At 72.6% G+C, this 24,301-nt stretch carries 27 protein-coding genes; 13 read left to right on the top strand and 14 right to left on the bottom strand.

Annotated elements, in window-relative coordinates; all coding sequences use genetic code 11:
* Positions 1–79: 79 nt before the first annotated feature.
* The 3 genes from ACVW2K_RS02925 to ACVW2K_RS02915 all read right to left on the bottom strand — a co-directional run bounded on the left by ACVW2K_RS02925 (position 80) and on the right by ACVW2K_RS02915 (position 2,414).
* On the bottom strand, positions 80–640 hold the full coding sequence (locus tag ACVW2K_RS02925) for an RNA polymerase sigma factor (protein WP_028638501.1): 561 nt from the start codon (positions 638–640) through the stop codon (positions 80–82).
* Positions 641–705: 65 nt separating this feature from the next.
* Positions 706–1,521 (bottom strand): ABC transporter permease, encoded by an 816-nt coding sequence (locus tag ACVW2K_RS02920; RefSeq protein WP_457201472.1) that lies wholly within the window; start codon positions 1,519–1,521, stop codon positions 706–708.
* Positions 1,518–2,414, bottom strand: a complete 897-nt coding sequence (locus tag ACVW2K_RS02915; protein WP_457201471.1) for an ABC transporter ATP-binding protein — start codon at positions 2,412–2,414, stop codon at positions 1,518–1,520. Before ACVW2K_RS02915 ends, ACVW2K_RS02920 begins: the two co-directional genes overlap by 4 nt.
* Positions 2,415–2,549: 135 nt before the next feature.
* Here ACVW2K_RS02915 and ACVW2K_RS02910 point away from each other — a divergent pair, with 135 nt between their 5' ends.
* On the top strand, positions 2,550–4,019 hold the full coding sequence (locus ACVW2K_RS02910) for a serine/threonine-protein kinase (RefSeq protein WP_457204039.1): 1,470 nt from the start codon (positions 2,550–2,552) through the stop codon (positions 4,017–4,019).
* Between the two features lie 10 nt (positions 4,020–4,029).
* On the opposite strand, the gene ACVW2K_RS02905 is transcribed toward ACVW2K_RS02910, so the two are convergent.
* Entirely contained in the window at positions 4,030–4,674 is a 645-nt protein-coding gene (locus ACVW2K_RS02905) for a hypothetical protein (protein WP_155992228.1), read from the bottom strand.
* 82 nt (positions 4,675–4,756) lie between these two features.
* Between ACVW2K_RS02905 and paaN the strand changes: the two genes are divergently transcribed.
* On the top strand, positions 4,757–6,418 hold the full coding sequence (paaN, locus tag ACVW2K_RS02900; RefSeq protein ID WP_457201470.1) for a phenylacetic acid degradation protein PaaN: 1,662 nt from the start codon (positions 4,757–4,759) through the stop codon (positions 6,416–6,418).
* A 102-nt stretch (positions 6,419–6,520) separates the two neighbouring features.
* Positions 6,521–7,942: a DHA2 family efflux MFS transporter permease subunit gene (locus ACVW2K_RS02895; protein ID WP_457201469.1), complete on the top strand. Its 1,422-nt coding sequence runs from the start codon at positions 6,521–6,523 to the stop codon at positions 7,940–7,942.
* A 71-nt stretch (positions 7,943–8,013) separates the two neighbouring features.
* On the opposite strand, the gene ACVW2K_RS02890 is transcribed toward ACVW2K_RS02895, so the two are convergent.
* The 4 genes from ACVW2K_RS02890 to larB are packed head-to-tail and all read right to left on the bottom strand — an operon-like array spanning position 8,014 to position 11,669.
* Positions 8,014–9,234, bottom strand: coding sequence for an arginine deiminase (locus ACVW2K_RS02890; protein WP_028638507.1), 1,221 nt, complete (start codon positions 9,232–9,234; stop codon positions 8,014–8,016).
* 21 nt (positions 9,235–9,255) lie between these two features.
* The gene (locus ACVW2K_RS02885; protein ID WP_457201468.1) at positions 9,256–9,840 is read right to left on the bottom strand and encodes a TMEM165/GDT1 family protein; all 585 of its coding nucleotides are present in this window, start codon (positions 9,838–9,840) and stop codon (positions 9,256–9,258) included.
* On the bottom strand, positions 9,841–10,986 hold the full coding sequence (larC, locus tag ACVW2K_RS02880) for a nickel pincer cofactor biosynthesis protein LarC (protein WP_457201467.1): 1,146 nt from the start codon (positions 10,984–10,986) through the stop codon (positions 9,841–9,843).
* On the bottom strand, positions 10,983–11,669 hold the full coding sequence (larB, locus tag ACVW2K_RS02875) for a nickel pincer cofactor biosynthesis protein LarB (protein WP_457201466.1): 687 nt from the start codon (positions 11,667–11,669) through the stop codon (positions 10,983–10,985). The genes larC and larB overlap by 4 nt, the downstream gene beginning before the upstream one ends.
* A 122-nt stretch (positions 11,670–11,791) precedes the next feature.
* Here larB and ACVW2K_RS02870 point away from each other — a divergent pair, with 122 nt between their 5' ends.
* Positions 11,792–12,565, top strand: a complete 774-nt coding sequence (locus ACVW2K_RS02870; protein WP_457201465.1) for a VOC family protein — start codon at positions 11,792–11,794, stop codon at positions 12,563–12,565.
* Here the strand turns inward: ACVW2K_RS02870 and ACVW2K_RS02865 are convergent.
* Complete coding sequence (locus ACVW2K_RS02865; protein ID WP_457201464.1) at positions 12,562–13,407, bottom strand: prephenate dehydratase; 846 nt, start codon at positions 13,405–13,407, stop codon at positions 12,562–12,564. The genes ACVW2K_RS02870 and ACVW2K_RS02865 overlap by 4 nt on opposite strands.
* A gap of 70 nt (positions 13,408–13,477) precedes the next feature.
* On the opposite strand from ACVW2K_RS02865, the gene ACVW2K_RS02860 reads away from it, so the two are divergent.
* Entirely contained in the window at positions 13,478–13,867 is a 390-nt protein-coding gene (locus ACVW2K_RS02860; RefSeq protein WP_457201463.1) for a DUF4446 family protein, read from the top strand.
* Between the two features lie 16 nt (positions 13,868–13,883).
* A complete protein-coding gene (locus tag ACVW2K_RS02855; RefSeq protein ID WP_028638514.1) occupies positions 13,884–14,351 on the top strand; it encodes a nitroreductase family deazaflavin-dependent oxidoreductase in 468 nt (155 codons plus the stop codon).
* 3 nt (positions 14,352–14,354) lie between these two features.
* Here the strand turns inward: ACVW2K_RS02855 and ACVW2K_RS02850 are convergent, their stop codons facing one another.
* Entirely contained in the window at positions 14,355–15,929 is a 1,575-nt protein-coding gene (locus ACVW2K_RS02850; RefSeq protein ID WP_457201462.1) for a diacylglycerol kinase family protein, read from the bottom strand.
* A gap of 66 nt (positions 15,930–15,995) precedes the next feature.
* Between ACVW2K_RS02850 and serS the strand changes: the two genes are divergently transcribed.
* Genes serS through ACVW2K_RS02825 form a run of 5 tightly spaced genes read left to right on the top strand, consistent with a single transcriptional unit; the run spans position 15,996 to position 19,961 of the window.
* A complete protein-coding gene (gene serS, locus ACVW2K_RS02845) occupies positions 15,996–17,273 on the top strand; it encodes a serine--tRNA ligase (RefSeq protein WP_457201461.1) in 1,278 nt (425 codons plus the stop codon).
* On the top strand, positions 17,270–18,106 hold the full coding sequence (locus ACVW2K_RS02840; protein ID WP_457201460.1) for an HAD family hydrolase: 837 nt from the start codon (positions 17,270–17,272) through the stop codon (positions 18,104–18,106). Before serS ends, ACVW2K_RS02840 begins: the two co-directional genes overlap by 4 nt.
* Complete coding sequence (locus ACVW2K_RS02835; protein ID WP_457201459.1) at positions 18,103–18,591, top strand: GNAT family N-acetyltransferase; 489 nt, start codon at positions 18,103–18,105, stop codon at positions 18,589–18,591. Before ACVW2K_RS02840 ends, ACVW2K_RS02835 begins: the two co-directional genes overlap by 4 nt.
* Positions 18,588–19,382, top strand: coding sequence for a Cof-type HAD-IIB family hydrolase (locus tag ACVW2K_RS02830; protein WP_457201458.1), 795 nt, complete (start codon positions 18,588–18,590; stop codon positions 19,380–19,382). The genes ACVW2K_RS02835 and ACVW2K_RS02830 overlap by 4 nt, the downstream gene beginning before the upstream one ends.
* A gap of 9 nt (positions 19,383–19,391) precedes the next feature.
* Positions 19,392–19,961 carry a hypothetical protein gene (locus ACVW2K_RS02825; RefSeq protein WP_028638520.1) on the top strand — a complete coding sequence of 190 codons (570 nt, stop codon included), beginning with the start codon at positions 19,392–19,394 and terminating at the stop codon, positions 19,959–19,961.
* On the opposite strand, the gene ACVW2K_RS02820 is transcribed toward ACVW2K_RS02825, so the two are convergent.
* Genes ACVW2K_RS02820 through mobA form a run of 4 tightly spaced genes read right to left on the bottom strand, consistent with a single transcriptional unit; the run spans position 19,958 to position 22,423 of the window.
* Positions 19,958–20,485 carry a bacterial proteasome activator family protein gene (locus ACVW2K_RS02820; protein WP_457201457.1) on the bottom strand — a complete coding sequence of 176 codons (528 nt, stop codon included), beginning with the start codon at positions 20,483–20,485 and terminating at the stop codon, positions 19,958–19,960. The two genes, ACVW2K_RS02825 and ACVW2K_RS02820, sit on opposite strands and share 4 nt — an antisense overlap.
* Before the next feature lie 27 nt (positions 20,486–20,512).
* A complete protein-coding gene (locus tag ACVW2K_RS02815) occupies positions 20,513–21,490 on the bottom strand; it encodes an NAD(P)H-quinone oxidoreductase (protein ID WP_028638522.1) in 978 nt (325 codons plus the stop codon).
* 16 nt (positions 21,491–21,506) lie between these two features.
* Positions 21,507–21,833 carry a DUF6457 domain-containing protein gene (locus ACVW2K_RS02810; protein ID WP_028638523.1) on the bottom strand — a complete coding sequence of 109 codons (327 nt, stop codon included), beginning with the start codon at positions 21,831–21,833 and terminating at the stop codon, positions 21,507–21,509.
* A gap of 41 nt (positions 21,834–21,874) precedes the next feature.
* Positions 21,875–22,423, bottom strand: coding sequence for a molybdenum cofactor guanylyltransferase (gene mobA, locus ACVW2K_RS02805; protein ID WP_457201456.1), 549 nt, complete (start codon positions 22,421–22,423; stop codon positions 21,875–21,877).
* 18 nt (positions 22,424–22,441) lie between these two features.
* On the opposite strand from mobA, the gene ACVW2K_RS02800 reads away from it, so the two are divergent.
* Together ACVW2K_RS02800 and ACVW2K_RS02795 are read left to right on the top strand one after the other, a co-directional pair.
* Positions 22,442–23,206, top strand: coding sequence for a carbon-nitrogen hydrolase family protein (locus tag ACVW2K_RS02800; RefSeq protein WP_457201455.1), 765 nt, complete (start codon positions 22,442–22,444; stop codon positions 23,204–23,206).
* Positions 23,207–23,217: 11 nt separating this feature from the next.
* On the top strand, positions 23,218–24,279 hold the full coding sequence (locus ACVW2K_RS02795; protein ID WP_457201454.1) for a hypothetical protein: 1,062 nt from the start codon (positions 23,218–23,220) through the stop codon (positions 24,277–24,279).
* Positions 24,280–24,301 lie beyond the last annotated feature (22 nt).

Genomic DNA, 24,301 nt, shown 5'->3' with positions numbered 1-24,301 from the left:
GCGGTGAGGTCCGGCCGGCGTCGGAGGTGCAGCCGGTGAGCAGGAGGGGCGAGGGCCGCGAGGGCGGCCGCGCCGTCCTTCATCCGTCACCCCGGAGCAGGGGCCGGGCGAGCTTGCGGCCGTGGTGGATCTGGGCCTTGATGGTGCCGAGCGGCGCCCCGACCTGCTCGGCGATCTCCTCGTAGGAGAGCCCGTAGACGTCGCGGAGCAGCAGTGGCTCCACGAACTGCGGGTGGTCCTTCTCGATCGTCTCCATCGCCTCGAGCAGGTCGAGGCGGGTGCCGGCGATGACGCTGGTGGTGCGCGGGTCCGGCTTGTCGAGCGGGCCGACCTCCTGGGGGTCGGCGGCGATGGCCTGGTTCTTCATCCGGCGGTACGTCGTGCGCGCGCTGTTCACGGCCACGACGTGCATCCAGGTGGTGAACCGGCCACGGCCGCCCCAGGATCCGATCTTGTTGGCGACGTTGATCAGCGCCTCCTGGCAGGCGTCCTCGGCGTCCGGCAGGTGCGGCAGCACGCCCCGACACACGTTCAGCGCGCGCGGCCGGACCGCCGTGAGCAGCGCCTCCAGCGCGTCCCGGTCTCCCTGTTGAGCACGCCGGGCGAGATCGTCGATCTCGTCCGGCGTCAGTGCCTCCATCACGCAGTTCACCCTTCCCCGTCGTACCGACCCTAGTCGGACGACGGGGAAGGGTGACCAAACGGTTACTTGACCTCGGAGCGCAGCACGCTCCAGAGCCCGATCGTCATCGGGATGATCAACCAGAAGAGGCTGGTGACCCCGATCTGCGCCCAGTGCTGGCCCGACATGTCGCCGTTGAACAGGTAGCCCTGGGCGAAGTTGAAGTCGACCCACGGCTGGGCCTTCTCGAACCAGGCCTGGCTCTGCGCGAGCAGCATGGACAGCGGCACCAGCACGAAGCTGATGACGAAGTAGCCCACGATGGCGGCCGCGGAGTTGCGCAGCAGGACGCCCAGCATGAATCCGATGAGCATGCCGAGCACGTTGGCGAGCACGATGTAGGCGAGTTCGAGGGCGCTGACGTCCCAGACCGTGTCGGTCCCGGCGATCGTTGAGCCCAGGAGGTTGCCGAGAGCTCCGATCGCCGCGGCGACCAGCATCGACGCGACGCCGACTCCGACCGTGACTGCCAGCTTGGCGCCGATCACGCGACCGCGGTGCGGCACCAGCGTGAACGAGGTGAGTCCGGTGCGCTGGCTCCACTCGCTGGTCACCGACAGGACCGCGATCACCGGCAGGACCACGGCCATGGGGAAGCCGATCGCGGCGGCGAAGCTGTCGTAGGTGAGCTGGTCGTCCGGCGCGAACAGGATGGTCGCCCCCGTCGCGATCACCGCGAGGATGCCGATGCTGGCCATCAGCCAGAAGCCGGACCGGGTGTCGAACGACTTGCGCAGCTCCACGGTCACGATCCGGGAGAACGGGATCCGGGCGGGCGCGGGTCGCGGCGCGCGGACGACCTCGGTCTGCACCGCGCCTTCGACGGTCGTGGCGGTCATGCTGCTACTCCTTCTCGCTGGGTGTCTGCGGTGAGCTCGAGGAACATCTCCTCGAGGCCGGCGCCGTCGGCGGCGCGCAGCTCGGTGAGGGCCACGCCGGCCCGCAGGGCGACCTGTCCGACGACGTCGGGGTCGGCCTCGACGCGGAGGGCGTCGGTCATGGGGGAGAACTCGACATCGGCGTCGACCAGGGCTCGGGACAGCGTCGGCACGTCCCGGGTCCGGACCAGGGTGCCCGCGGAGGCGAGCAGCTCGGCCTTCGTGCCCTGGGCGACGATCCGGCCGTTGCCGATCACCACGAGGTCGTCGGCGATGACCTCGATCTCGTGCAGCAGGTGGCTGCTGAGCAGCACGGTGCCGCCCTGGTCGGCGTAACCACGCAGCAGGTCGCGCATCCAGCGGATGCCGGCCGGGTCCAGGCCGTTCGCGGGCTCGTCGAGGATCAGGACCTCGGGATCGCCGAGCAGCGCGGTCGCGATGCCGAGGCGCTGGCGCATGCCGAGGGAGTAGTTGCGCACCCGGCGGCCCGACTCGGTGGGCGTCAGGCTGACGCGCTCGAGCATCTCGTCGACCCGGCCGGCCGGCAGGCCCATGGTGCGCTGGGCGATGGTGAGGATCTCGCGGCCGGTGCGTCCGGCGTGCTGGGCGGAGGCGTCGAGCAGGACGCCGACCTCCAGGCCGGGGTTCGGCAGGTCGGCGAACCGCCGGCCGCTGACCTCGGCGTAGCCGGAGGTGGCCGGGGTGAGCCCGACCATGACCCGCATGCTCGTGGACTTCCCGGCGCCGTTCGGGCCGAGGAAGCCGGTGACCCGGCCCGGCCGGGCGGTGAAGCTGACGTCGTCGACGGCGGTGAAGGCGCCGTACCTCTTGGTGAGTGAATCGACCTTGATCATGGCCACGAGCCTGTCGCCTGGAGCGTGGTGCCCACATCAGGGAAGTGGGGCGCCTCGTCCCTGAGCCGACCCCGGCCCCTCCCGGGGTGGAGGCTCGGGGTCGGGCCCCGGGTCCCTGATAATGGCCGGGTGTCCATGCCCTCCCGCCTCGGCCGGTACGCCGTGCGCCGCCGGATCGGGTCCGGCGGGTTCGCGACCGTGTGGCTCGCCTACGACGAGCAGCTGGACTCGCCCGTGGCGGTCAAGGTGCTGGCGGACAACTGGACCGAGGACACGGCCGTGCGGCAGCGCTTCCTCGAGGAGGGGCGGTTCCTGCGCAAGGTGGAGTCGCCGTACGTCGTGAGCGTGTACGACGCCGGCGAGCTCGAGGACGGCCGGCCCTACCTGGTGATGTCCTTCGCCGACCAGGGCACGCTCGCCGACCGGCTCGAGCTCGAGGGCGTGACGCCCGCGCAGGCGATGGAGGTCGTGCGCCAGGTGGGCTCTGGACTCCAGGCGCTGCACGAGCGCGGGGTGCTGCACCGCGACGTGAAGCCGGCGAACGTGCTGTTCCGCACCGTCGAGGACTCCGGCAACGGCACCGTGCGGGCGATGGTCGCGGACCTCGGGCTCGGCAAGGCCCTCGACGTCTCGTCGCGGCTGACGATGATCGCCGGGACGCCGACGTTCGTGGCACCCGAGCAGGCGCAGGGCGAGCCGCTGGACCCCCGCGCCGACCAGTACTCCCTCGCGGCCATCACCTACCTGCTGCTCAGTGGCCGGGCGCCGTACGCCCACGCGTCGCTGTCCGCCGCGGCCTCGCCGGCGGCGCCCGCGCCGCTGTCGACCCCGGACCGGCCGTTCGCGACGCCGGTGGAGGCCGTCGTGCGCCGGGGGCTCTCGGTCAACCGCGCGGACCGGTGGCCCGACGTCATGTCGTACGTCGACGCGCTCGAGGACGCTCTCGGAGCGGCCGCGGCCGGCGACCGGTCGGCTGCCTGGCTGCCGGTCGACCCGCACCTGACCCAGCCCGGAGCCCGGCCCTCGCAGCGGCCGTCCGACGAGCCACTGCCGGCACCGGTGCCGCCGCGCCGGCGGCGCACCCGCCGGGCGATCGGCGCGCTCGCCGGTCTCCTGGCACTCGCGGTCGGCGTGGGTGCCGGGTACTGGGCCGAGCAGCGCGGGGAGGGCGAGGCGACCGTCGGTGACGACACCGGCACGCTGTTCGTGACCGTGCCCGGCGACTGGGAGCGGGCGGTCGCGCCGAGCGGCTGGGAGGCGCCCACCGACGGCGGCGAGTTCCCGGCCCTGTCGGTCGGCACTGTGACGGACTGGACCGACGTCAGCTCGCGCGCGCAGGGCGTCTTCCTCGGCATCCTGCCCGGCACCGAGCTGCCCGCGCGGATGCCGCGGCACCCCGAGTGCGCCAGCGCGCAGGAGCCGGTCCCCGGCACCTTCGGCGGACACCCCTCCCGGACCGTGCTCTACACCGACTGCCCCGGCGGCGTCACCGTCGAGCGGGTGGTCCGGCTGGCCGCGAACCGGCTGCTCTGGGTGCAGATCCGCAGCGCCAGCCGCGCCACCGCGAACAACGTCCTCGACGACGTGCAGGCGCGCGGCTTCTGAGCTGAGGGAGCTAGGGGAGCTTCTCGATGCTCGCCGCGACGTGGTCGCGGAGGCTGTCGAGGCCGGGGACGTCGACCGCGCGGCCGACCACGCTCATCTCGAACTCCGCGAGGGTGCCGCCCGGGACCGTGAACCAGGTGAACGTGTTGAACCGCTCGGTGTTGTGGTCGGGGTCCCGGTAGCGGAAGGAGAGCATGTCGTCGGTCCGGGCGAGCACGTGCACGTCGTCGTAGATCGCCTGCACCGCGGCCAGCTTCGCGGCGACCATCTCCTCGTTGGTGCGGTGCTCGTTGACCAGCTTCACGCGGAGGCTGTAGCCCCCGATGGTCGGCTCGTCGGCCGGTCGCCAGCGGACCTCGAACAGCGGCGAGACCTCCTCCGGCGCCCAGCCCTTCGGCACGTCGTACCGCCACTGGTAGGTCGGGTCGCCCAGCTTGTGCGCCTTGTAGTCGAGGTCGGTCTCGAGCGGCGGGTAGTCGATGTCCGGGGAGTAGCCCCGCGTCGGGAGCACCGGGATCGAGGGCGACTGCGCCGGCACGGGAGCGGCGACCGCGACGGTGGTGGGCTCCTCCTGCCGGAGCACGCCGATGCCGTACCCGGCAGCGGCGCCCAGCAGCACGAGCGCGAGCGTCACCCCGACCCACCGCACCCTCATGTGGGAGGAGGGTAGTCGGGGTGCCGACTTGTGACACTTCTGTGCAAGAGTTGCTCGACACCGTCACAAGGGAGAATGTGCCATGACCGACGCCCTGCTCGACCGCCACCGCCAGCGCCTCGACGACGCGGTCGCGGCCAGTGCGAGCCGCACCTACTACTCGGCGTTCGACGAGTCGCCCTCGCCGCGGGTGTACGGCGAGGACGCGGCCGGTGCCGGCAAGGCGGCGTTCGAGGCGTGGCTCGGCGGCACCTTCCCGCTCAGCACCCCCGGCGCGTCCGGAACCGTGTCGACCGAGCGGTCGCCCTTCGGCTTCGACCTCGGGGTCTCGTACCCACGGGCCGTGGACGTCGACGCCCTGCTGTCGGCGTCGCGTGCCGGCATGAAGCAGTGGCGCGACGCCGGTCCCGAGGGACGGACGGGGGTGTGCCTGGAGATCCTGTCGCGGCTCCACACACGCATCTTCGAGCTCGCCAACGCCGTGCAGCACACCAGCGGCCAGGCGTTCGTGATGGCCTTCCAGGCCGGTGGGGCGCACGCGCTGGACCGGGCCCTGGAGGCCATCGCCTACGCGTGGACCGAGATGACCCGGACGCCGGCGACCGCGGTCTGGGAGAAGCCCGGGCGCGGCGAACCGCTTCGGATGGAGAAGACGTTCACCGTGGTGCCGCGCGGCGTCGCGCTCGTGATCGGGTGCAACACGTTCCCGACCTGGAACTCCTGGCCGGGCCTGTTCGCCTCGCTCGTGACCGGCAACCCGGTCGTGGTGAAGCCGCACCCGGCGGCGGTGCTGCCGCTCGCGATCACCGTGCAGGCGTGCCAGCAGGTGCTGGCCGAGGCCGGCTTCGACCCGAACCTGGTCACCCTGGCCGCGGAGGAGCCCGACGACCACCTGGCCGCGACCCTCGCCGTACGCCCCGAGGTGCGGCTCATCGACTTCACCGGCGGCAACGCGTTCGGTGACTGGCTGGAGGAGCACGCCCGGCAGGCCGTGGTGTTCACCGAGAAGGCCGGCGTCAACACGGTCGTCGTCGACTCCACCTCGGACTTCGCGGCGATGTGCCAGAACCTCGCGTTCTCGTTCTCGCTCTACTCCGGCCAGATGTGCACGGCGCCCCAGAACGTCTACCTGCCCGCGTCCGGTGTCGCGACCGAGGACGGCGTGAAGACGCCTGCCGAGGTGGCCGACGGCATCGGTGCGGCGCTGGAGCGGCTGCTCGGCGACGATGCCCGCGCGGTCGAGCTGCTCGGCGGCATCGTCAACGACGGTGTGCTCTCCCGCCTCGACGCGGCCGCCGACGGCGACGTCCTGGTCGCGTCGCGCACCGTCACCCACCCCGCGTTCGACGCGGCGACCGTGCGCACGCCCACGCTGCTGCGGCTCACCGCGAAGGACGCCGACGTCTACGAGTCCGAGTGCTTCGGCCCGGTGGCGTACCTGATCGAGACCGGCGGCACCGACGAGTCGATCGCGCTGTTCCGCGACACCGTGCAGCGGCACGGCGCGATGACCGCCGCCGTCTACTCGACCTCCGACGAGGTGATCGCCGACATGCGCGACGCCGCGCTCGACGCCGGCGTGGCGCTGTCGGAGAACCTCCTGGGCGGGGTCTTCGTCAACCAGTCCGCGGCGTTCTCCGACTTCCACGGGACCGGCGCCAACCCGGCCGCGAACGCGTCGTACACCGACGGCGCGTACGTCGCGTCGCGCTTCCGGGTGATCCAGTCGCGCCGGCACGTCTGAGCGTCCGGGACCGATGAATCGGAAAGTCTCGGCAGGTCTGTCGAAATCGTAGGAGCTGGTTCGTGGAGTAGGTGAAGGCACCTGCCACCCGAGGAGACGACGATGACCGACCTGAAGAGCCGCTGGCTGGCGCTGTACGTGCTGTGCCTCGGCGACCTGATGATCGTGCTGGACTCGAGCATCGTGAACGTCGCGCTGCCGTCGATCCAGACGGACCTGGGGTTCTCCCAGTCGGCGCTGGCGTGGGTGGTGAACGCGTACCTGCTGACCTTCGGCGGGTTCCTGCTGCTCTCCGGCCGGCTCGGCGACCTGCTCGGCAACCGCCGGGTCTTCCTCGGCGGCGTCGTCTCGTTCACCGTCGCGTCGATCGCCTGCGGGCTGGCCCCGTCCGCCGGCCTGCTGGTCGTCGGCCGGGCCATCCAGGGTCTCGGCGGCGCCGCGGTGTCCGCGGTCGCCCTGTCCCTGATCATGGGGCTGTTCTCCGACCCGGCCGAGCGGGCCAAGGCCATGGGCTTCTTCGGGTTCGTGATGTCCGGCGGCGGCGCCGTGGGCGTGCTGCTCGGCGGCGTTCTGACCGGGCTGTTCTCGTGGCACTGGATCTTCCTGGTGAACGTCCCGATCGGCGTCGGCGTCTGGATCGCCGCGCGCCGCGTGCTCCCGGCCGACGAGGCCGCGACGGAGCGTGCCCGGATCGACGTCCTCGGTGCGGTGCTCGTGACCGCGGCGCTGATGCTCTCCGTCTACGGGATCGTCAGCAGCCACTGGGTCCTGCTCGGCGGCAGCGCGGTCCTGCTCGGGGCGTTCGTCCTCTGGGAGTCGCGCACCGCCGCGCCGCTGGTGCCGCTCCGGCTGTTCCGCCTCCGCAACGTCGTGGTCTCGCAGGTGGTCGGCGTGCTGTGGGCGGCCGCGATGTTCGCATGGTTCTTCCTGGCCGCGCTCTACCTCCAGCAGGTGCTGGGCTACACCGCCCTCGAGGTCGGTCTCGCCTTCGTCCCGACCAGCGTCGTGATGGCCTTCTGCTCGCTGCGGGTGTCCGACAAGCTGATCATGCGGTTCGGCATCCGCCCGCCGCTGGTCGCCGGCCTCTCCCTGGCCGCCGTCAGCCTGGCGCTGTTCTCCCGCGCTCCCGTCGGGGGCGACTTCGCGCTTGACGTACTGCCCTCGATGCTGCTGCTCGGGGCCGGTGCCGGCATCGCGTTCAACCCGGTGCTGCTGGCCGCGATGGGCGACGTCGAGCCGCACGAGTCCGGCCTCGCCTCCGGCGTCGTGAACACCTCGTTCATGATGGGCGGCGCCCTCGGCCTCGCGGTGCTCGTCAGCGTCGCGGCGTCCCGCACCGAGTCCCTCACCGCGTCCGGCTCGGCCCCGCTCGAGGCCCTGAACGGCGGCTTCCAGCTCGCCTTCGCGGTCGGTGCGGTCGCCGCCCTCGCCGCCGCGGTCGTCGGCGGGGTCTTCCTCCGCCCCAGGCCGATGGCGATGTCCGAGGCCGACCCGGACCTGGACTCCGAGCCCTGGGCCGCCTGAGCGGTAGTCCCTGACGAAAATGTCCTGTGGGAACGTTCCCACAGGACATTTCGGGCAGGGACTACCCGAGATCAGCCGACGGTGAGGGGCTCCCTCGTCACCGGGCAGCTCATGCACCGAGGGCCGCCGCGGCCGGAGCCGAGCTCGGACCCGGAGATCCGGACCACCTCGATGCCGGCCTCCTCGAGGCGGTCGTTGGTCTCGACGTTCCGCTCGTAGGCGACCGCCACGCGGGGGGCGATGGCGAGGGTGTTGTTGCCGTCGTCCCACTGCTCGCGCTCGGCGGTGACCGGGTCGAGGCCGGTGTCGATCTGGTGGAGCGTGTCGATCTCCATCGCCTTCGCCGCGGCGACGAGGAACGGCTCGGCGCGGGCCACCGCCAGCACCAGGTCGCGGTCGTCCTCGGCGCCGTCGGCCAGCGTGACGGCGTGGGCCTGGAGGGAGTCGGCGACGTTCGGGTACATCACGATCTTGTCGGCGTCGACCATCGTGCACACCGTGTCGAGGTGCATCGTCGCCCGCTCCTGCGCGATGGGTACGGCGAGCACGGTGTGGGCCAGTCCCGCGTGGAACGCCTGGCGGGCGAACCGCTCCACGCCGGCCGGCGTGGTCCGCTCCCCGACGCCGACCGCGATGACGCCGGGCGCGAGCAGCAGTACGTCGCCGCCCTCGACGTGCTCGTGGTGCCAGCCATGGATCTTCCGGGTCCCCCGGAAGCGCGGATGCTCGGTGTAGATGAGCTCGGTGAGCTGGGTCTCGCGGGTGCGTGCCGGCATCGCGAGCGACGTGATGGCGACGCGGTCCCGGACCCAGACGCTCGAGTCGCGGGTGAAGAGGAGGTTCGGCAGCGGGTCGATCAGGAAGTCGTCGCTGGCCAGCAGCGAGGTCACCAGGCCCAAGCCGCCGCGCACCTCGTCGTTCCGGATGCCGGCGGTGAGGTAGTCGGTGAGCTCCGCCGGCGAGGCCTCGCGGAGGAACCGGGCGAGGTACCCGCGGAGCGTGTCGCCGAGGTGCAGCCCCGCCAGCGCCGTGGTGATCGCGTGGTTCCGGGCGTCGTCGTTCTCCAGGGTCTCGGTCAGCAGGTCGGTCAGGTAGAGCACCTCGACGCCGCGGTCGCGCAGCTGCTGCGCGAACCCGTCGTGCTCCTCCTGCGCCCGGGCGACCCAGGGGATCCCGTCGAACAGGAGACGGTCGTTGTTCCGCGGCGTGAGCCGCTTGAGCTCGTTCCCCGGTCGGTGGAGCATGACGGTCTGGAGCGTGCCGACCTCGCTGTCGGCGCCGTGCGTGGACATGCCGGACAGCCTAGGAGACGACTACGAGAGCAGGTCGTACGCCGTGATCGCGGCGAGCACCAGGCAGACGCCGGCGCCCACGTAGTGCAGGACGTGCAGCTTCACGAACTTCTGCAGCTGACGGCCGGCCACCACCGCGAGCCCGCTGACGACGAGCAGCGCGCCGAGCGCGCCGATGAAGACCTCGACCGGCGCCTCGTACTTCGCGACCAGCGAGATCGTGAGCAGCTGGGACAGGTCGCCCCACTCGGCGGCGAACAGCACCAGGAAGCTGGCGATCACCGCCTGCAGCCCGTGCACGTCCTTCGTCTCGACGTCCTCGCCCTCGGCCGCCTGGTGGCTGCGGCCCTCCCGGATCAGGATGATCGCGCCGAGCAGGAACATCACGCCGGCAGCCAGGCGCACGACGTCCTCGGGCAGGAACGACACGGCGTGCCCGAGGAGCACCGCCACGATCGTCTGCACCGTGAACGCCAGGCCGACGCCGATCCAGACCAGGATCGGGCGGTACTTCGTCGCGAGCACGAGCGTCGCGAGGAACGTCTTGTCGGGCAGCTCGACCACGAAGATGGCCAGGAAGCTCAGGCCGATGACGACAGGATCCACTTACCGGAACTTTCGGGAGAGGGCGGTGGCCTCGGCGAGCACGTCGACCACCGGTCGGCCCAGGTCGGTGGCGGCCCGGACGACGTCGTCGTACTCCGGCTGCGCGTTGACCACGACACCGCGGTGGCGGGCGAGCTTGACGGCCACCTCACGGCCGTCGACCTCCACCGCGACCATCTCACGGTCCAGGGCGTGCTTGCGCAGCGGCTGCTCCCGGAGCCCGATGGTGCTGGTCTGCCGGAAGATCGCGGTCCGCACCTCCTCGGCGCGGGCGCCGTCGACGAGCGCGTGCAGCGTGTGGGCCGGGCGGCCCTTCTTCATCAGGATCGGCGTCAGCCACGCGTCGGAGGCGCCGGCCTCGAGCAGTGCCGCGATCACCGCCGGCCAGACCCGCGGGTCGAGGTCGTCGACGTTGCACTCGAGGAGCAGCGGCTCACCTCCTCCGGAGCCCGTCGCGGCGCCGGCGAAGAGGCGCAGCACGTTCGCATGACCCTCCGGGTCGCGCCCGCCGGCCCCGACGCCGATGGTCTCGACCGTCATCGCCGGCTGCGGACCGTACGCCGTCGCGAGCGTCGTCAGCAGCGCCGCGCCGGTCGGCGTGCAGAGCTCCATCGCGACGGCGCCGGCATGCGTCGGCACGCCACGGAGCAGCTCGGCGACGGCAGGCGGCGGCACCGGGAGGGTGCCGTGCGCGGTCTGCACGGTGCCCGAGCCGACCGCGACTGGCGAGACCGTGACGGTCCGGGCGCCGAGGTGCTCGAACCCGGCGCAGACCCCGACGATGTCGGCGATCGCGTCGAGTGCGCCGACCTCGTGGAAGTGCACCTCGTCGGGAGTGGTGCCGTGCACCGCCGCCTCGGCGACCGCGAGCCGCTCGAAGACCGACAGCGCCAGGTCGCGCCCGGCCAGCATGCTCCGGACGTCGCGCCAGGTGCGGTGGTGGTGGGACTCGGCGGCGTCGACGTGCACGCGGGTGGCGGCCAGCCCACCCCGGCGTACCTCCTCGACGCGGAGGGCGACGGGCTCGGGGGCGACCTCATCGACCGCCTCCTGGAGTACGGCGGGCGGCACGCCGGCGCCGACGAGAGCGCCCAGCAGCATGTCGCCGCTGGCGCCCGCGGAGGCGTCGACCCAGACGTCGCTCATCGCCGGACGCTCTGGCGCGCGACGCGCGCCGCGTGCACGCCCGCGCCGTAGCCGTTGTCGATGTTGACGACCGTCACGCCGGGCGCGCACGAGTTCAGCATCGCGAGCAGTGCGGCGACGCCGCCGAGCGAGGCGCCGTACCCGACGCTGGTCGGCACGGCCACGAGCGGCACGCCGGTCAGCCCGCCGACCACCGAGGGCAGCGCGCCCTCCATGCCGGCGACCACGACCAGGCAGTCGGCGGCGTGGAGCCGGTCGCGTACGCCGAGGAGCCGGTGCAGGCCCGCCACGCCCACGTCGTCGATCCGGTCGACCCCGGCGCCGTGGACGGCGACGGTGAGCGCGGCCTCGGCCGCCACCGGAGCGTCGGAGGTGCCCGCGCTGACGATCGCGACGGTCCCGGTAGGAGTGGGAAGCGGACCGAGCGTGACCGCCCGGGCGACCAGGTCGATCTCGGCGTCCGGCAGCACCCGGCTCACCGTGTCCAGCGCCTCGGGGGCGAGCCGGGTCGCGAGCACGGCGCGCTCGGGATGCTTCTCGTGCAGCGCGCGGAGGATCGCGACCACCTGGTCGGGAGTCTTGCCGGCGCCGTACACGACCTCGGGGTCGCCCGTGCGCGCGGCGCGGTCGACGTCGACGCGCGCGAAGCCGAGGTCGGCGATCCGGGGGTCCTGCTCGTCCACGTGAGGAACCTACTCGTCCGGTCCCACAACGTTCACGTCGTCGTCCCGAGATCGGCATTGCCACTGTCGGCGGCCGGGTGTTGGCTGGCCGGTGGGGTCGCACCGAGTGAGGAGCAGGAGCAATGCCGAAGATCGAGAAGTACGCGCAGGGCACGCCGAGCTACGTCGAGCTGGTGACGACCGACCAGGCGGCGGCCAAGGAGTTCTACGGCCCGCTGTTCGGGTGGGAGCTCGAGGACGTCCCGCTGGGGGATGCCGGCTACTACGTGGCGGTCGGCAAGGAGGGCGACTCGGTCGCGGGGATCAGCGGGCAGATGCCCGGCATGGAGGGGCACCCGGCGTTCTGGGGCGTCTACCTGACGGTGGACGACGTGGACGCGGTCGTCGCGAAGGTCGCCGCGGCCGGCGGCACGGTCGAGGCCGAGCCGTTCGACGTGATGGACCTCGGCCGGATGGCGGCGATCAAGGACCCGAGCGAGGCCCGGGTGAACCTCTGGCAGGCGGGCGCGACGATCGGCACGGTGCGCGCCAACGAGCCGGGCACGCCGATCTGGAACGAGCTGATCAGCCCGGACCTGCCGGCGGCCACGAAGTTCTACAGCGACGTCCTCGGTGTCTCCTGGGAGGCGGCGCCCATGGAGGGGGGCATGGACTACACCTGCCTGGTCGTCGACGGCCGCCAGGTCGGCGGCGCGATGCCCCCGATGATGGAGGGCGTGCCGCCGCACTGGAACGTCTACTTCAACGTCGAGAGCGTCGATGACACCGTCGCGAAGGCGACCGGCCTCGGCGGCTCGGTGGTCGCGCCGGCGTTCGACGTGCCCGGCGTCGGCCGGATGGCGGTCCTCGCCGACCCGCAGGGCGGCATGTTCAACCTGATGCAGAACCCGAGCTAGCGGCTGACCTCGGCGCGGAACGGGTCCGCGGGGTAGACGCCGAGGACCTTGATGTCGGTGGTGAAGAACGCCAGCTCCTCGAGCGCGTTCTTCACGCCGACGTCGTCGGGGTGCCCGTCCACCTCGGCCAGGAACTGGGTCGCGGTGAACTCGCCGCCGACCATGTAGCTCTCGAGCTTGGTCATGTTCACGCCGTTGGTGGCGAAGCCCCCGAGCGCCTTGTAGAGGGCGGCCGGCAGGTTGCGCACGTTGAAGATGAAGCTGGTGACGACCGGGCCGTTGCCCGACGGCGCCTCGACCAGCTCCGGGGAGAGGACGACGAAGCGCGTGGTGTTGTGGTCCTCGTCCTCGACGTCCTCGGCGAGGACCTCCAGCCCGTAGATCTCCGCGGCCAGCGGCGGCGAGATCGCGGCCTGGGTGACGTCGGCGAACTCCGCGACCTCGCGCGCGGCGCCCGCGGTGTCGCCGGCGATCACCGGCTTGAAGCCGTGCTCGCGGATGATCCGGCGGCACTGGCCCAGGGCGTGCACGTGGCTGTGCACGGTCTTGATGGTGTCCATCGTGGTGCCCGGGACACCCATCAGGCAGAACCGGATCCGCAGGAAGTGCTCGGCGACGATGTGCAGCCCGGAGTCCGGCAGGAAGTGGTGGATGTCGGCGACCCGGCCCGCGATCGAGTTGTCGATCGGGATCATCGCCAGGTCGGCGCCCCCGGACTCCACGGCCGCGAAGACGTCCTCGAAGGACGCGCAGGGCACCGCCTCCCAGTCGGGGTAGTGCTCCATGCACACCTGGTGGGAGTTGGCGCCGGGTTCGCCCTGGTAGGCGATGCGTCGGGTCACGCCCGTCATGGTCCCACGCGGGCGCGCGCCGCTCCGGCTCCTGTCCGCCCGCCAGACCTACCCTCGGGGGGTGGACCTCGTCGCACTCGTCATCGCTGTCGTCGCCCTGCTGCTCGTGGCGGTGACGCTGAGACGGACCGCGCCCAGGAAGGGCGACGGCGTCGAGGCGGTGCCCGAGGACGTGCACGGCCTGCGCCAGGAGGTCGCCGCACTCCGGGCCGAGGCGAAGGACGCGCTGCGGCACCTCGCCGTGGTCCGGTACGACGCGTTCGGCGACATGGGCGGTCATCTCTCCTGGTCGGTCGCGCTGCTCGACGACGGGGGCAACGGCGTCGTGCTGACCTCCATCCACGGCCGCAGCGACGCGCGCAGCTACGCCAAGAGCGTCGGCGGGTGGACCTGCGAGCAGCAGCTGTCCCCGGAGGAGCTCGAGGCGATCGAGCACGCGCGGCCGTCCTGACTCCTATGCTCCGGCCATGAACCCGATGCGGTGGATGGCGCTGAAGCTCGGCGCCCAGCCCTGGCTGCACCGCTTCGCCGGTGCCATCGTCGGCCTCGACAAGCTGCTGCAACGGGTGACGCGGGGTCGCGTCGACCTGCTGACCTTTGCCGGCCTGCCCGAGATCCTGCTCCAGGTGCCCGGCCGGAAGACCGGCATCCTCCGCTCGACGCCGCTGCTCTGCGTCCCGCACGGCGACGGCTGGCTGGTCGCCGGCTCCAACTGGGGCGCGCCCGAACGGCCCGCCTGGGTCGGCAACCTCGAGGCGGCCGACGAGCCGCTGGTGACGTTCAAGGGCCGGACGGTCGCCGCCGACGCCCGCCTGCTCGAGGGCCCGGAGCGCGACGAGAAGTGGCCGATCATGCTCGAGACGTGGCCGAACTACGCCCGGTACGCCGAGCGCACCAACCGCGAGCTCCCGGTCTTCTGGCTCACCCCGCGCTGAGGCTCAGCGCGGGACGCGGACCAGCAGCCGGCCGTGCACGCAGGTCATCCGCAGCTCCTTGCCCGGGCCGATCGAGTCGCCGTCGAGCTGGCGCGGGGTGTCGACCGCGGCCCGGATCGCGACCGTGTGACCGGTCATCCGGTTGACGAGGTCGTCGGTGCGCGGCCGGCGGGCGAGCACCCGGTAGGCCAGCGGGATCCAGGAGAGGAACTTCCGGGGGTGCAGCAGCACCACGTCGAGCACGCCGTCGTCGATCGCGGCGTCCGGCAGCAGCGGCATGCCGGCCTGGAGGAAGCCGACGTTGCCGACCACGACGGTGCGGGCGCGGTGCTTGGTGAACTCGGCGCCGTCCACCGAGACCTCGACGCGGACGGCGGGGAACATCAATGACTTCAGCGCCGACAGCACGTAGGCCAGCCAGCCGACGCGCTTCTTGATGTCCTCGTTGACGCCCTCCATGATCGCCGCGTCGAAGCCCATACCGGCCATCACCATGAAGTGGGTGTCCTCGATCCCGTCGCCGGACACCTCGACCAGGTCGATCGCCCGGTCCTGGCCGGTGAGTGCGACGTCGATGGCGGCGCGGAGGTAGAGCGGGATGTCCAGGTTCCGCGCCAGCAGGTTGCCGGTCCCGGCGGGGATGATGCCGACCGGGATGCCGGTGCCGGCGAGCTCCGCGCACACCTCGCGGACGGTGCCGTCGCCACCGCACACGAGCACCAGGTCCGCGCCCGCGACCGAGGCGGCCTCGGCCATGCCGGTGCCGGGGTCCTCGATGGTCGTGTAGTGCCAGGTCGGCGCCGACCAGCCCGCCTCGGCAGCCATCGCGGTCACGATCGCCTCGAACTGGCCGACGTCCTCGACCTTGATCGGGTTGAGCACCACCGCGAGCCGCCGGTCGGAGACGTACACCTCGGGCAGGGGCTCGCTGCTCGCGGCGTGACTGCGCGGCAGCGGGTTGTAGAGCGCGATGCCCAGCAGCACCATGCCGATGCCGAGCAGGTAGCCGCCCACGACGTCGCTCGGGTAGTGCCGCCCCAGCAGCACCCGGTCCGCGCCCACCAGCAGCACGACCAGCACGAGCCCGACGTATGCCGCCCGGCGCAGGTTCGCGCGGCGCACGAACATCGACACGAGCACGGCGAGGACCCCGCCCAGCGCCGCGATCGACGACGCGTGCCCGGACGGGTAGGACATGCTGTGCAGGAACTCGTCGGGGTTCTGCCACCCGGGTCTGCCGCGGCCGACCAGGAGCTTGAGCGCCGTGGTCGCCAACGAGGCCACGATCATCACCCCGGCGGTGAAGAACGCCGCGCGGCGATGGCCGCGGACCAGCAGGAACACCACGATCACCACGGTCAGGATCGTCATGCCGACGGTCCCGAAGGCGTCCTCGACCACGTTCAGCGGGTTCCGCAGCCACGCCGAGTCGACCGCCCAGGTCTCCGCGCGCTCGCCGCGATCGTCCAGCGACGTCAACGAGCCCCACCCGCCGATCACCCCAGCGGTCAGCAGTGCGAACGCCGCGAAGCAGACCGCGGCCCACGTCAGGAACGCGGCGCGGGGTCGATCGAGCATGAGGGGAAGTATGCCTGCCGGTATCTGGCGAGCGTCCGTGCCGCCGCCCCGGATAGCCTTGCCGGCATGATCGACCCGCGCATCCTCCGAGACGACCCCGACCGCGTGCGCGCCGCCCAGGCCAAGCGCGGGCTGTCCGACGAGGTCGTGGATCGTGCGCTGTCCGCCGACTCGGCCCGGAGGGCCGCCATCGCGGCGTTCGAGGCCAAGCGCGCCGAGCAGAAGCTGCTCGGCAAGCAGGTCGCCCAGGCACAGGGCGAGGCGAAGCAGGAGCTCCTGACCCGCACCAGGGCGCTCGCCGCAGAGGTGAAGGAGCTGGAGGCCGCGCAGGTCGAGGCCGAGGCGGCCTGGCACGACGCCGTGATGGGCATCCCCAACCTCGCTGCCGAGGAGGCGCCGGCCGGCGGCGAGGACGACTTCGTCGTGCTGGAGACGATCGGCACGCCCCGCGACTTCACGGCCGAGGGCTTCGAGCCCCGCGACCACGTCGAGCTCGGCCGGATCCTCGGTGCCATCGACCTCGACCGCGGCGCGAAGGTCTCGGGCTCCCGCTTCTACTTCCTCACCGGCGTCGGCGCCGAGCTCGAGTTCGCGCTCGTGAACCTCGCCAACGAGACCGCGCGCGAGTACGGGTTCACCCAGGTGGTCGCGCCCTCGATGGTCAAGCCCCGCGCGATGGAGGGCACCGGATTCCTGGGCCAGGCCGCCGACGACGTGTACCGGATCGAGGGGCAGGACATGTATCTCGTCGGCACCTCGGAGGTGCCGATGGCGGCGTACCACTCCGACGAGATCCTCGACGGCGACTCGCTGCCGCTGCGGTACGCCGCGTTCAGCCCCTGCTTCCGTAAGGAGGCCGGCTCGCACGGCAAGGACACCAAGGGCATCATCCGGGTCCACTGGTTCGACAAGGTCGAGATGTTCGTCTACACGACGACCGAGGAGTCCTTCGCCGAGCACCAGCGACTGCTCGGCATCGAGAAGTCGTTCCTGGACAAGCTCGAGCTGGCCTACCAGGTCATCGACACCGCCGCCGGGGATCTGGGGCTGTCGGCGCAGCGGAAGTTCGACTGCGAGGCGTGGATCCCGACGCAGGGCAAGTACCGCGAGCTGACCTCGACCTCGAACTGCACCGAGTTCCAGACCCGCCGCCTCGACACCCGGGGCCGGTTCGGCCAGGACATCAGGCCGGTCGCGACCCTCAACGGCACGCTCTGCGCGATCCCGCGCGCGATCGTGGCCATCCTGGAGACCCACCAGCAGGCCGACGGGTCGGTGCGGGTCCCCAAGGCGCTGCAGCCCTGGCTCGGTGGCCGCGAGGTGCTGGAACCGGTCGCTCGGTGAGCGACGGGGTGACCGGCTGGCGGCCGAAGCTCGTCGCGCTCGACATCGACGGCACGCTCCTGAAGTGGGTGGAGGGCTCCGGAACGACCCGCGAGGAGATCTCGCAGGCGGTGAAGGACGCGGTCCAGCGCGCGGTCGAGGCCGGCGCGCACGTCGTGCTCGCCAGCGGCCGCTCTCCGCACGGCATGACGAACGTCGCGGACATGCTCGAGCTCCACGGCGAGGGTCGCGAGCGGCTCTGGGGCGTCGCGTCGAACGGCGCGGTCGTGTTCCGCTACCCACCGCTCGAGGTCGTGCACGAGGAGAAGTTCGACGCCCGGCCCGCGGTCGAGGCGATCCTGGCGCGGCACCCCAACGCGCTGGTCGCGGTCGAGGAGCGCGGCGTCGGCTACCGGGTGAACTCGCACTTCCCCGACGGCGAGCTCTCCGGGGACATGATCGTGACGGACGTCGCCGACCTGGTCGCCGCCGAGGTCAGCCGGGTGATCATCCGCGATCCGGAGTCGACGGCCGACGAGTTCGTCGCGCTCGCCGGCGAGCTGGGTCTGCACGGTACCAACTACGTCGTCGGCTGGACCGCCTGGCTCGACCTCGCGCCGGTCGGCGTCTCGAAGGCCTCGGGACTCGCCCACGTCGCCGACCGGCTCGGCCTCACGGGTGCGGACGCCCTCGCGGTCGGCGACGGCCGCAACGACGTCGAGATGTTCGAGTGGGCGCACCGCGGGGTCGCGATGGGACAGGCGATCGAGGACGTCATCGCCGCGGCTGACGCCGTGACCGACAGCGTCTACGAGGACGGCCTCGCCACCGAGCTGGACACGTGGTTCGGATGACGCTGCCCGACGAGATCGCCAGCAACCGGCTCCGGCTCCCGCTCTGGACGCCGGGCGAGGCCGCCGACATCCTGGCCGGGCGGCACCGCGACGGCTGGCACACCGACTACCCGCGCCAGGACGACCGCGACGCCGCCACGATGTACCACGCCGGCGACCCCTGGGCGCCTCGCCACGTCATCCGCGGTACGACCGCGCTCGGGTCGCTGGGCTTCTTCGGGCCGCCCGAGGACGCGGCCGACGGCGTGCCCGAGGTCGAGGTGGGCTACGGCCTCGTCGAGGAGGCGCGCGGGTGGGGCTTCGCGACCGAGGCGCTCGCGGCGGTGCTCGTGGAGACGGACCGCGCGGGCGTCCGGGTGCGGGCCAGCGTGGAGCCCGAGAACCAGGCCAGCATCAGGGTGCTCGCCAAGTGCGGGTTCACCGACCTCCGCGGCAGCGACGAGGACGGCCACCTGGTGATGGCCAGGCCGCTGCCCGCCCCATGACCCGCCCCGGGCTGGTCGCCACCGACCTGGACGGCACCCTGGTCCGCAGCGACGGCAGCGTGTCGCCGTACACGGCCGACGTCCTCGCCCGGGTCGAGGCGCTCGGCGTCCCGGTGGTGTTCGTGACCGGACGGCCGCTGCGCTGGACCGAGGAGGTCTTCGAGCACGTCGGCGAGCACGGCCTGGCCGTCGTCTCGAACGGCGCCCTCGTCTGGGACGTGGCCCGGCACCGGCCGCACCTCGAGCGGCTGATCGACCCGGCGCTCGGGCTGGAGGTCTGCGCGCTGATCCGCCAGGCGATCCCCGGCTCGACCTTCGCGGTGGAGACGCTCGACGGGATCGGCCTGGAGGAGGACTTCCTCGAGCGGCACGCCATCCCCGACGGTGCCCGTCGCGCGCCGGTCGCGGAGCTGTTCGACCGTCCGGCCCTCAAGCTGCTGGCCCGCCATGAGGAGCTCTCGGCGCAGGAGTTCTGGGACGCCGCCGAGGCCGTCGTCCAGGGCCGGATGGTGATCACCTGGTCGTCGGCGACGGCGCTGCTCGAGATCAGCGCGCCCGGCGTCACCAAGGCCTCGACGCTCGCGCTGCTGTGCGCCGACCTCGGCGTCGACGCGACGGACGTGGTCGCGTTCGGCGACATGCCCAACGACCTGCCGATGCTCGCCTGGGCGGGCACGTCGTACGCGATGGCGAACGCCCACGCGACCGTTCTCGAGGCGGCCACGCACACCGCGCCCGCCAACGACGAGGACGGGGTCGCGCGGGTGCTGGCTGGTCTCCTCGACCTGTGATCTGTTGAGATGGACGTCGTGATCCCCCGACTGCTGGCCGTCCTGCTGCTCGTGTGCGGCGGCGTTCTCGCCCTCGGCGCACCGGCCTCGGCGTGCCCGCGGGTCGACAGCTCGCCGGCCTCGCTGGTCAGGAACGCGGACGCCGTGTTCACCGGGACCGTCGCCGACCGGACCCGCCGGGGCCCGGGGATCCACTACTCGGTCGACGTGCAGAAGGTCTACAAGGGCGGCGTCGGCGAGCGGGCGAGGCTCAGCACCCCCCGGAGCGCACGCGCTTGCGGCGAGCCTGACCTCCAGGTGGGCCGGGACTACGTGTTCTTCGCGAGCGGCCACGGCACCGAGCCGCGGATCGGGACGCACGGTGCGGCCCCGGTCACCGACGCCCGGGTGCAGCGGGTCGAGCGACTGCTCGGGGCCGGCACGTCGCCGGCCCAGCCCGAGCCCGTGCAGGCGACGTTCACGATGGTCGCCGGCGAGCGCACCAGCCTGGCCCGGCTGGCCGCGCCCGGCGTGGCGATGGTGATCGTCGGGCTGCTGGGCCTGCTGCTCGTGGCGAGCCTCGGCCGCCGCCGCAGCTAGAGGTACATGCCGCCGGAGCCGCCCGGCTGCTGCGGCTGCTGCGGGTCCTCGACCTGGCCCTGCGGCGGCGCCATCCCGCCCGGCAGCGCCTTGCGGATCTGCTCGAACTGCGCCCGGGCGGCCATCTGCTGGGCGTAGATCGCGGTCTGGATGCCGTGGAAGAGACCCTCCAGCCACCCGACCAGCTGAGCTTGCGCGATCCGCAGCTCGGCGTCCGACGGCGTCGCATCCTCGGTGAACGGCAGGGAGAGCCGCTCGAGCTCCTCGACCAGCTCCGGGGCAAGGCCCTCCTCCAGCTCCTTGATCGAGGCCTGGTGGATCTCCTTGAGGCGGTTGCGACTGGCATCGTCCAGCGGCGCGGACTTCACCTCCTCCAGGAGCTGGCGGATCATGCTGCCGATCCGCATCACCTTCGCCGGCTGCTCGACGAGCTCGGTCACCGAGCGCTCCTCGTCGCCCTCGGGGGCGCCGATCGGCCGCCCGTCGGGTCCGATCACCACGACCTTCTGCTGCTCCTCGCTCATGGGCCCAACCTATCCGGCGGTCCCTTGTCAGAAGGTCAGCAGGATCTTCCCGCTGTGCTCGCCGGACTCCATCAGCTCGTGGGCGGCCGCCACCTCCGCGACCGGCAGGGCGCCGTGCACCACCGGCGCCACCAGCCCCTCGGCGACCAGCGGCCAGACGTGCTCCACGACCGAGGCGCAGATCGCGGACTTCTCGGCGACCGGCCGCGAGCGCAGCGTCGTCCCGATGATCGCGGCGCGCTTGCGCATCAGCTTGTTGATGTCGAGCTCGGCCTTCGAGCCGCCCTGCAGGCCGATGACGACCAGCCGTCCTTCGGTGCCGAGGGCGTCGAGGTTGCGGTCGAGGTACTTCGCACCCATGTTGTCGAGCACCACGTCCACGCCGCGGCCGTCGGTCGCCTCCCGCGCCTTCTCGACGAAGTCCTCCTCGCGGTAGTCGATCGCCACGTCGGCGCCGAGCGCGAGGCAGGCGGCCCGCTTCTCCGGCGTACCGGCCGTGGTCAGCACGCGGGACCCGAGCTGGTGCGCGAGCTGGATCGCGAACGTGCCGATGCCGCCGGCGCCGCCGTGCACGAGCAGCGTCTCGCGGGGCTGGAGCCCGGCAACCATGAACACGTTCGACCACACCGTCGCCGCCACCTCGGGCAGCGCGGCCGCGGTCACGAGGTCCACGCCCGCGGGCACCGGCATCAGCTGCCCAGCGGGTACGGCGACCTGCGCGGCGTACCCGCCGCCGGCGAGCAGCGCGCACGCCTCGTCCCCCACCGACCAGCCCTCGACGCCCTCCCCGAGGGCGGCGACGGTGCCGCTGCACTCCATCCCGATCACCTCGGAAGCCCCCGGCGGCGGCGGGTAGAAGCCCTGCCGCTGCAGGAGGTCGGCGCGGTTCAGACCCGCCGCGACGACGTCCAGTACCACCTCGCCCGGCCCGGGCTCGGGATCGGGCAGCTCGCCCACCGAGAGGACCTCGGGACCACCGGCTCCGTTCGCTACGACCGCACGCATGACGCCAACCTAGCGATCACTCCTCCTCGAAGGCGTCGCCGGTGTGGTCGACCCAGCTGTCGTCCGGGACGACGTCGTCGACGTCGTCGGGATCGGGCGCGCCGGCGGGCCGGTCCCAGCCGTCCGCGAGCAGCTGCACGCGAGCGGCCAGCGCCTCCAGCCGCTCGGGGTCGGCGTCCTGTGACCCCGCGGCGAACCCGAGGAGGTACGTCGTGATCGGCGCCGCCGGGCGAGCGACGTTGTGCGCGGCCACGCGGGCCAGGTCGAGCACCAGACCTTCGTCGAGATCGGTGTCGACGTCGAGGACGTCACTCAGCTCGTCGATCCAGTCGTGGAGGTTCACGAGCCCCAGATTCGCGTCAACCGCCGCGGGTCCGCAACCCCCTACAGGTCCCGCAGGTCGGCCCAGCTGTCGACGTCGCGGCCCTCGTCCCCCTCGGGGGCGACGTCGGCGAGGTCGAGCCCCCCGAGCAGCCGGTGCATCGGCATCCCGTGCTGTCCCTCGTGGTCCGGCCGGACGCCCGCGAGGCGCGCGGCGTCCAGGACCCCGGCGAGCTGTCGGCGCCCGTCCGCGTCCGTCAGGAACGCGCCGTCCCGGCCCGCGGCGGCCTCCCGCAGCCGGCGGAACGTCCAGGGAGTCACCCGCGGCATGTCGACCGCCAGCACGCCGACCGTGCTGGGGCGGTCGACCAGTGCGTCGTACCCGGTCAGGAGCGCCGCGACCGGTCCGCCGTACCGCGGGCTCTCGCGGCAGAACGTGACCGGACGCGTGGTCGGCACCGGGTCGCCCACGACCACCACCTCGTCGGCATCGAGCAGCGCCTCGATCGCGTGCTCGAGCAGGGACCGCCCGTCGTGCTCGACCGACGCCTTGTCCGCGCCGTCCATCCGCACGGCCCGACCGCCCGCAAGCACGATCGCGGCGAAGCTCATGTGTGGCAGTCTCGCAGGGTGGCCAGCCTGCGAGTCGCCCTCGTCCAGCACGCGTCCGGCCTCGAGCCGGGCGCGAACCGCGAGCTCCTCGCCGCGCTGACGCCCGGCGACGTGGACCTCGTGGTGTTCCCGGAGGCGTTCGCCCGCGACTTCGGCGAGGCCGGGTCGGACGTGGGGCCGTACGCCGAGCCGCTGGACGGGCCGTTCGCGACCGAGGTCGGCAGGGTGGCGCGCGAGCGCGGCACGACCGTCGTCGCCGGCATGTTCGAGCGCGGTGACGACCCGCGGCGCCCGTTCAACACCCTCGTGATGCGCGGCGCGGCCGAGGCGTCGTACCGGAAGATCCACCTGTACGACTCCTTCGGCTACCGCGAGTCCGACCGGCTCACGGCCGGGCCGGTCCGGCCGGTGCTGACGGACCTCGGCGGGTTCCGACTCGGGCTGATGACCTGCTACGACCTGCGGTTCCCGGAGCTGGCCAGGCGCCTGGTCGACGAGGGCGCCGAGGTGCTGGTCGTGCCCGCCGCCTGGGTGGCGGGGCCGCGCAAGGTCGAGCACTGGCGCACGCTGGCCCTCGCACGCGCCGTCGAGAACACCGTGTTCGTCGTCGCCGCCGCGCAGCCCGGCCCGCGGTACAGCGGCCACTCGCTGGTCGTGGACCCGCTCGGGGACGTGCTCGCGGAGGCGGGCGAGGGGCCCGAGGTGGTCTCCGCCGTGCTCGACCGGGAGAGCCTCGCCACCGCCCGGAAGACCAACCCCTCGCTCGACAACCGGCGAATGTAACCTTCCCTGCCGTGCCCAGGTCCGCCCCGCGTCGTCGTGCCGAGCGGCCGCCGTCCCGGAGGGCCCGGATGGCGGCGGGCGCGCGGACCCGTGCGGAGCGGGTCGCGAGCTCGCGGCTCCCCGTCGCGGTGTGGGTGGTGATCGTGCTGGCCGGCGTAACCGCGCTGGGCAGCTGCGTCGCCGACGTCGGCCTGCCCTGGGTCTGCGGCGCCGGATCGGTCGCGATCGCGACGGCGTACTCGTGGGCGCTCGCGGCGCGCACCGGCGGCCGCCCGGTGGTGGTCGGGCTGCTCGCCCTGGTCCTCGGCGTCCTGGTCGTGCTCAGCGACGACGACCGGCTGCGCACCGGCGCCGCGGTGCTCACCTGCGTGGTCGCGGCCGTCCTCGCGGTGATGGTCACCGTCCCGGCGGTGCGCTACGCGCAGGCCGTCCGCGAGGTCGTGGTCGCGATCGCGGTGGCCGCGATCGGCGCGTTCGCGGTCGTGGGCTTCGAGCCGGTGGTGACGATCGCGCGCTTCGAGTACGTCACGCTCGGCCTGGCCCTGCTCGGGGCCTTCGCGGTCGTCTTCCGGCTCGGCGCGGGCCTGCACGGCCTCGGCCGGCGGGGCGCGCTGACGGTGCTGATCGGGACGGCGGTCCTCGCGCTCACGCTGGCGTACGCCGAGCTGCTGCGCCGCTACGGCACCCCCGGTCTGGTCGGCAGCCTCCTGGACGGTGTCGCCTGGAGCCGGGAGAACCTCGGCGCCTTCCCGCGCCCGCTCGAGACGGTGCTCGGCGTCCCCGCGCTCGCCTGGGGCACGCACATGCGGGCCCGCCGGCGCCAGGGCTGGTGGGTGTGCGCGTTCGGGGTCGCCGCGACCACCCCCGTGGCGAACGCGCTGGTCAACCCGTCGATCTCGCTCGAGGAGACGGCTCTCTCGGTGGCGTACGGCGTGGTGGTGGGCCTGGTCATCGGCCTGGTCGTGATCCGCCTGGACCTGGCGTTCACCGGCTCGGCCGGCCGGCGCGGCCGGCGGGCCGAGGAGGCCAATGCGCTGCGACCCGAGCCCGCCCGGACCCGCTCGTTGCTCTGATACCTCCCGGTAACGGCTAGGT

The sequence above is a fragment of the Nocardioides sp. HB32 genome, assembly GCF_054058995.1.
Note: the sequence above shows the minus strand (reverse complement) of the source record. Positions and strands in the feature narration are given on the sequence as shown.

Coding starts and splice junctions, on each gene's coding strand:
- ACVW2K_RS02925 (WP_028638501.1), bottom strand. CDS start 640: ATGGAGGCACTGACGCCGGACGAGATCGACGATCTCGCCCGGCGTGCT.
- ACVW2K_RS02920 (WP_457201472.1), bottom strand. CDS start 1,521: ATGACCGCCACGACCGTCGAAGGCGCGGTGCAGACCGAGGTCGTCCGC.
- ACVW2K_RS02915 (WP_457201471.1), bottom strand. CDS start 2,414: ATGATCAAGGTCGATTCACTCACCAAGAGGTACGGCGCCTTCACCGCC.
- ACVW2K_RS02910 (WP_457204039.1), top strand. CDS start 2,550: ATGCCCTCCCGCCTCGGCCGGTACGCCGTGCGCCGCCGGATCGGGTCC.
- ACVW2K_RS02905 (WP_155992228.1), bottom strand. CDS start 4,674: ATGAGGGTGCGGTGGGTCGGGGTGACGCTCGCGCTCGTGCTGCTGGGC.
- paaN (WP_457201470.1), top strand. CDS start 4,757: ATGACCGACGCCCTGCTCGACCGCCACCGCCAGCGCCTCGACGACGCG.
- ACVW2K_RS02895 (WP_457201469.1), top strand. CDS start 6,521: ATGACCGACCTGAAGAGCCGCTGGCTGGCGCTGTACGTGCTGTGCCTC.
- ACVW2K_RS02890 (WP_028638507.1), bottom strand. CDS start 9,234: ATGTCCACGCACGGCGCCGACAGCGAGGTCGGCACGCTCCAGACCGTC.
- larC (WP_457201467.1), bottom strand. CDS start 10,986: ATGAGCGACGTCTGGGTCGACGCCTCCGCGGGCGCCAGCGGCGACATG.
- ACVW2K_RS02870 (WP_457201465.1), top strand. CDS start 11,792: ATGCCGAAGATCGAGAAGTACGCGCAGGGCACGCCGAGCTACGTCGAG.
- ACVW2K_RS02855 (WP_028638514.1), top strand. CDS start 13,884: ATGAACCCGATGCGGTGGATGGCGCTGAAGCTCGGCGCCCAGCCCTGG.
- ACVW2K_RS02850 (WP_457201462.1), bottom strand. CDS start 15,929: ATGCTCGATCGACCCCGCGCCGCGTTCCTGACGTGGGCCGCGGTCTGC.
- serS (WP_457201461.1), top strand. CDS start 15,996: ATGATCGACCCGCGCATCCTCCGAGACGACCCCGACCGCGTGCGCGCC.
- ACVW2K_RS02835 (WP_457201459.1), top strand. CDS start 18,103: ATGACGCTGCCCGACGAGATCGCCAGCAACCGGCTCCGGCTCCCGCTC.
- ACVW2K_RS02830 (WP_457201458.1), top strand. CDS start 18,588: ATGACCCGCCCCGGGCTGGTCGCCACCGACCTGGACGGCACCCTGGTC.
- ACVW2K_RS02825 (WP_028638520.1), top strand. CDS start 19,392: ATGGACGTCGTGATCCCCCGACTGCTGGCCGTCCTGCTGCTCGTGTGC.
- ACVW2K_RS02820 (WP_457201457.1), bottom strand. CDS start 20,485: ATGAGCGAGGAGCAGCAGAAGGTCGTGGTGATCGGACCCGACGGGCGG.
- ACVW2K_RS02815 (WP_028638522.1), bottom strand. CDS start 21,490: ATGCGTGCGGTCGTAGCGAACGGAGCCGGTGGTCCCGAGGTCCTCTCG.
- mobA (WP_457201456.1), bottom strand. CDS start 22,423: ATGAGCTTCGCCGCGATCGTGCTTGCGGGCGGTCGGGCCGTGCGGATG.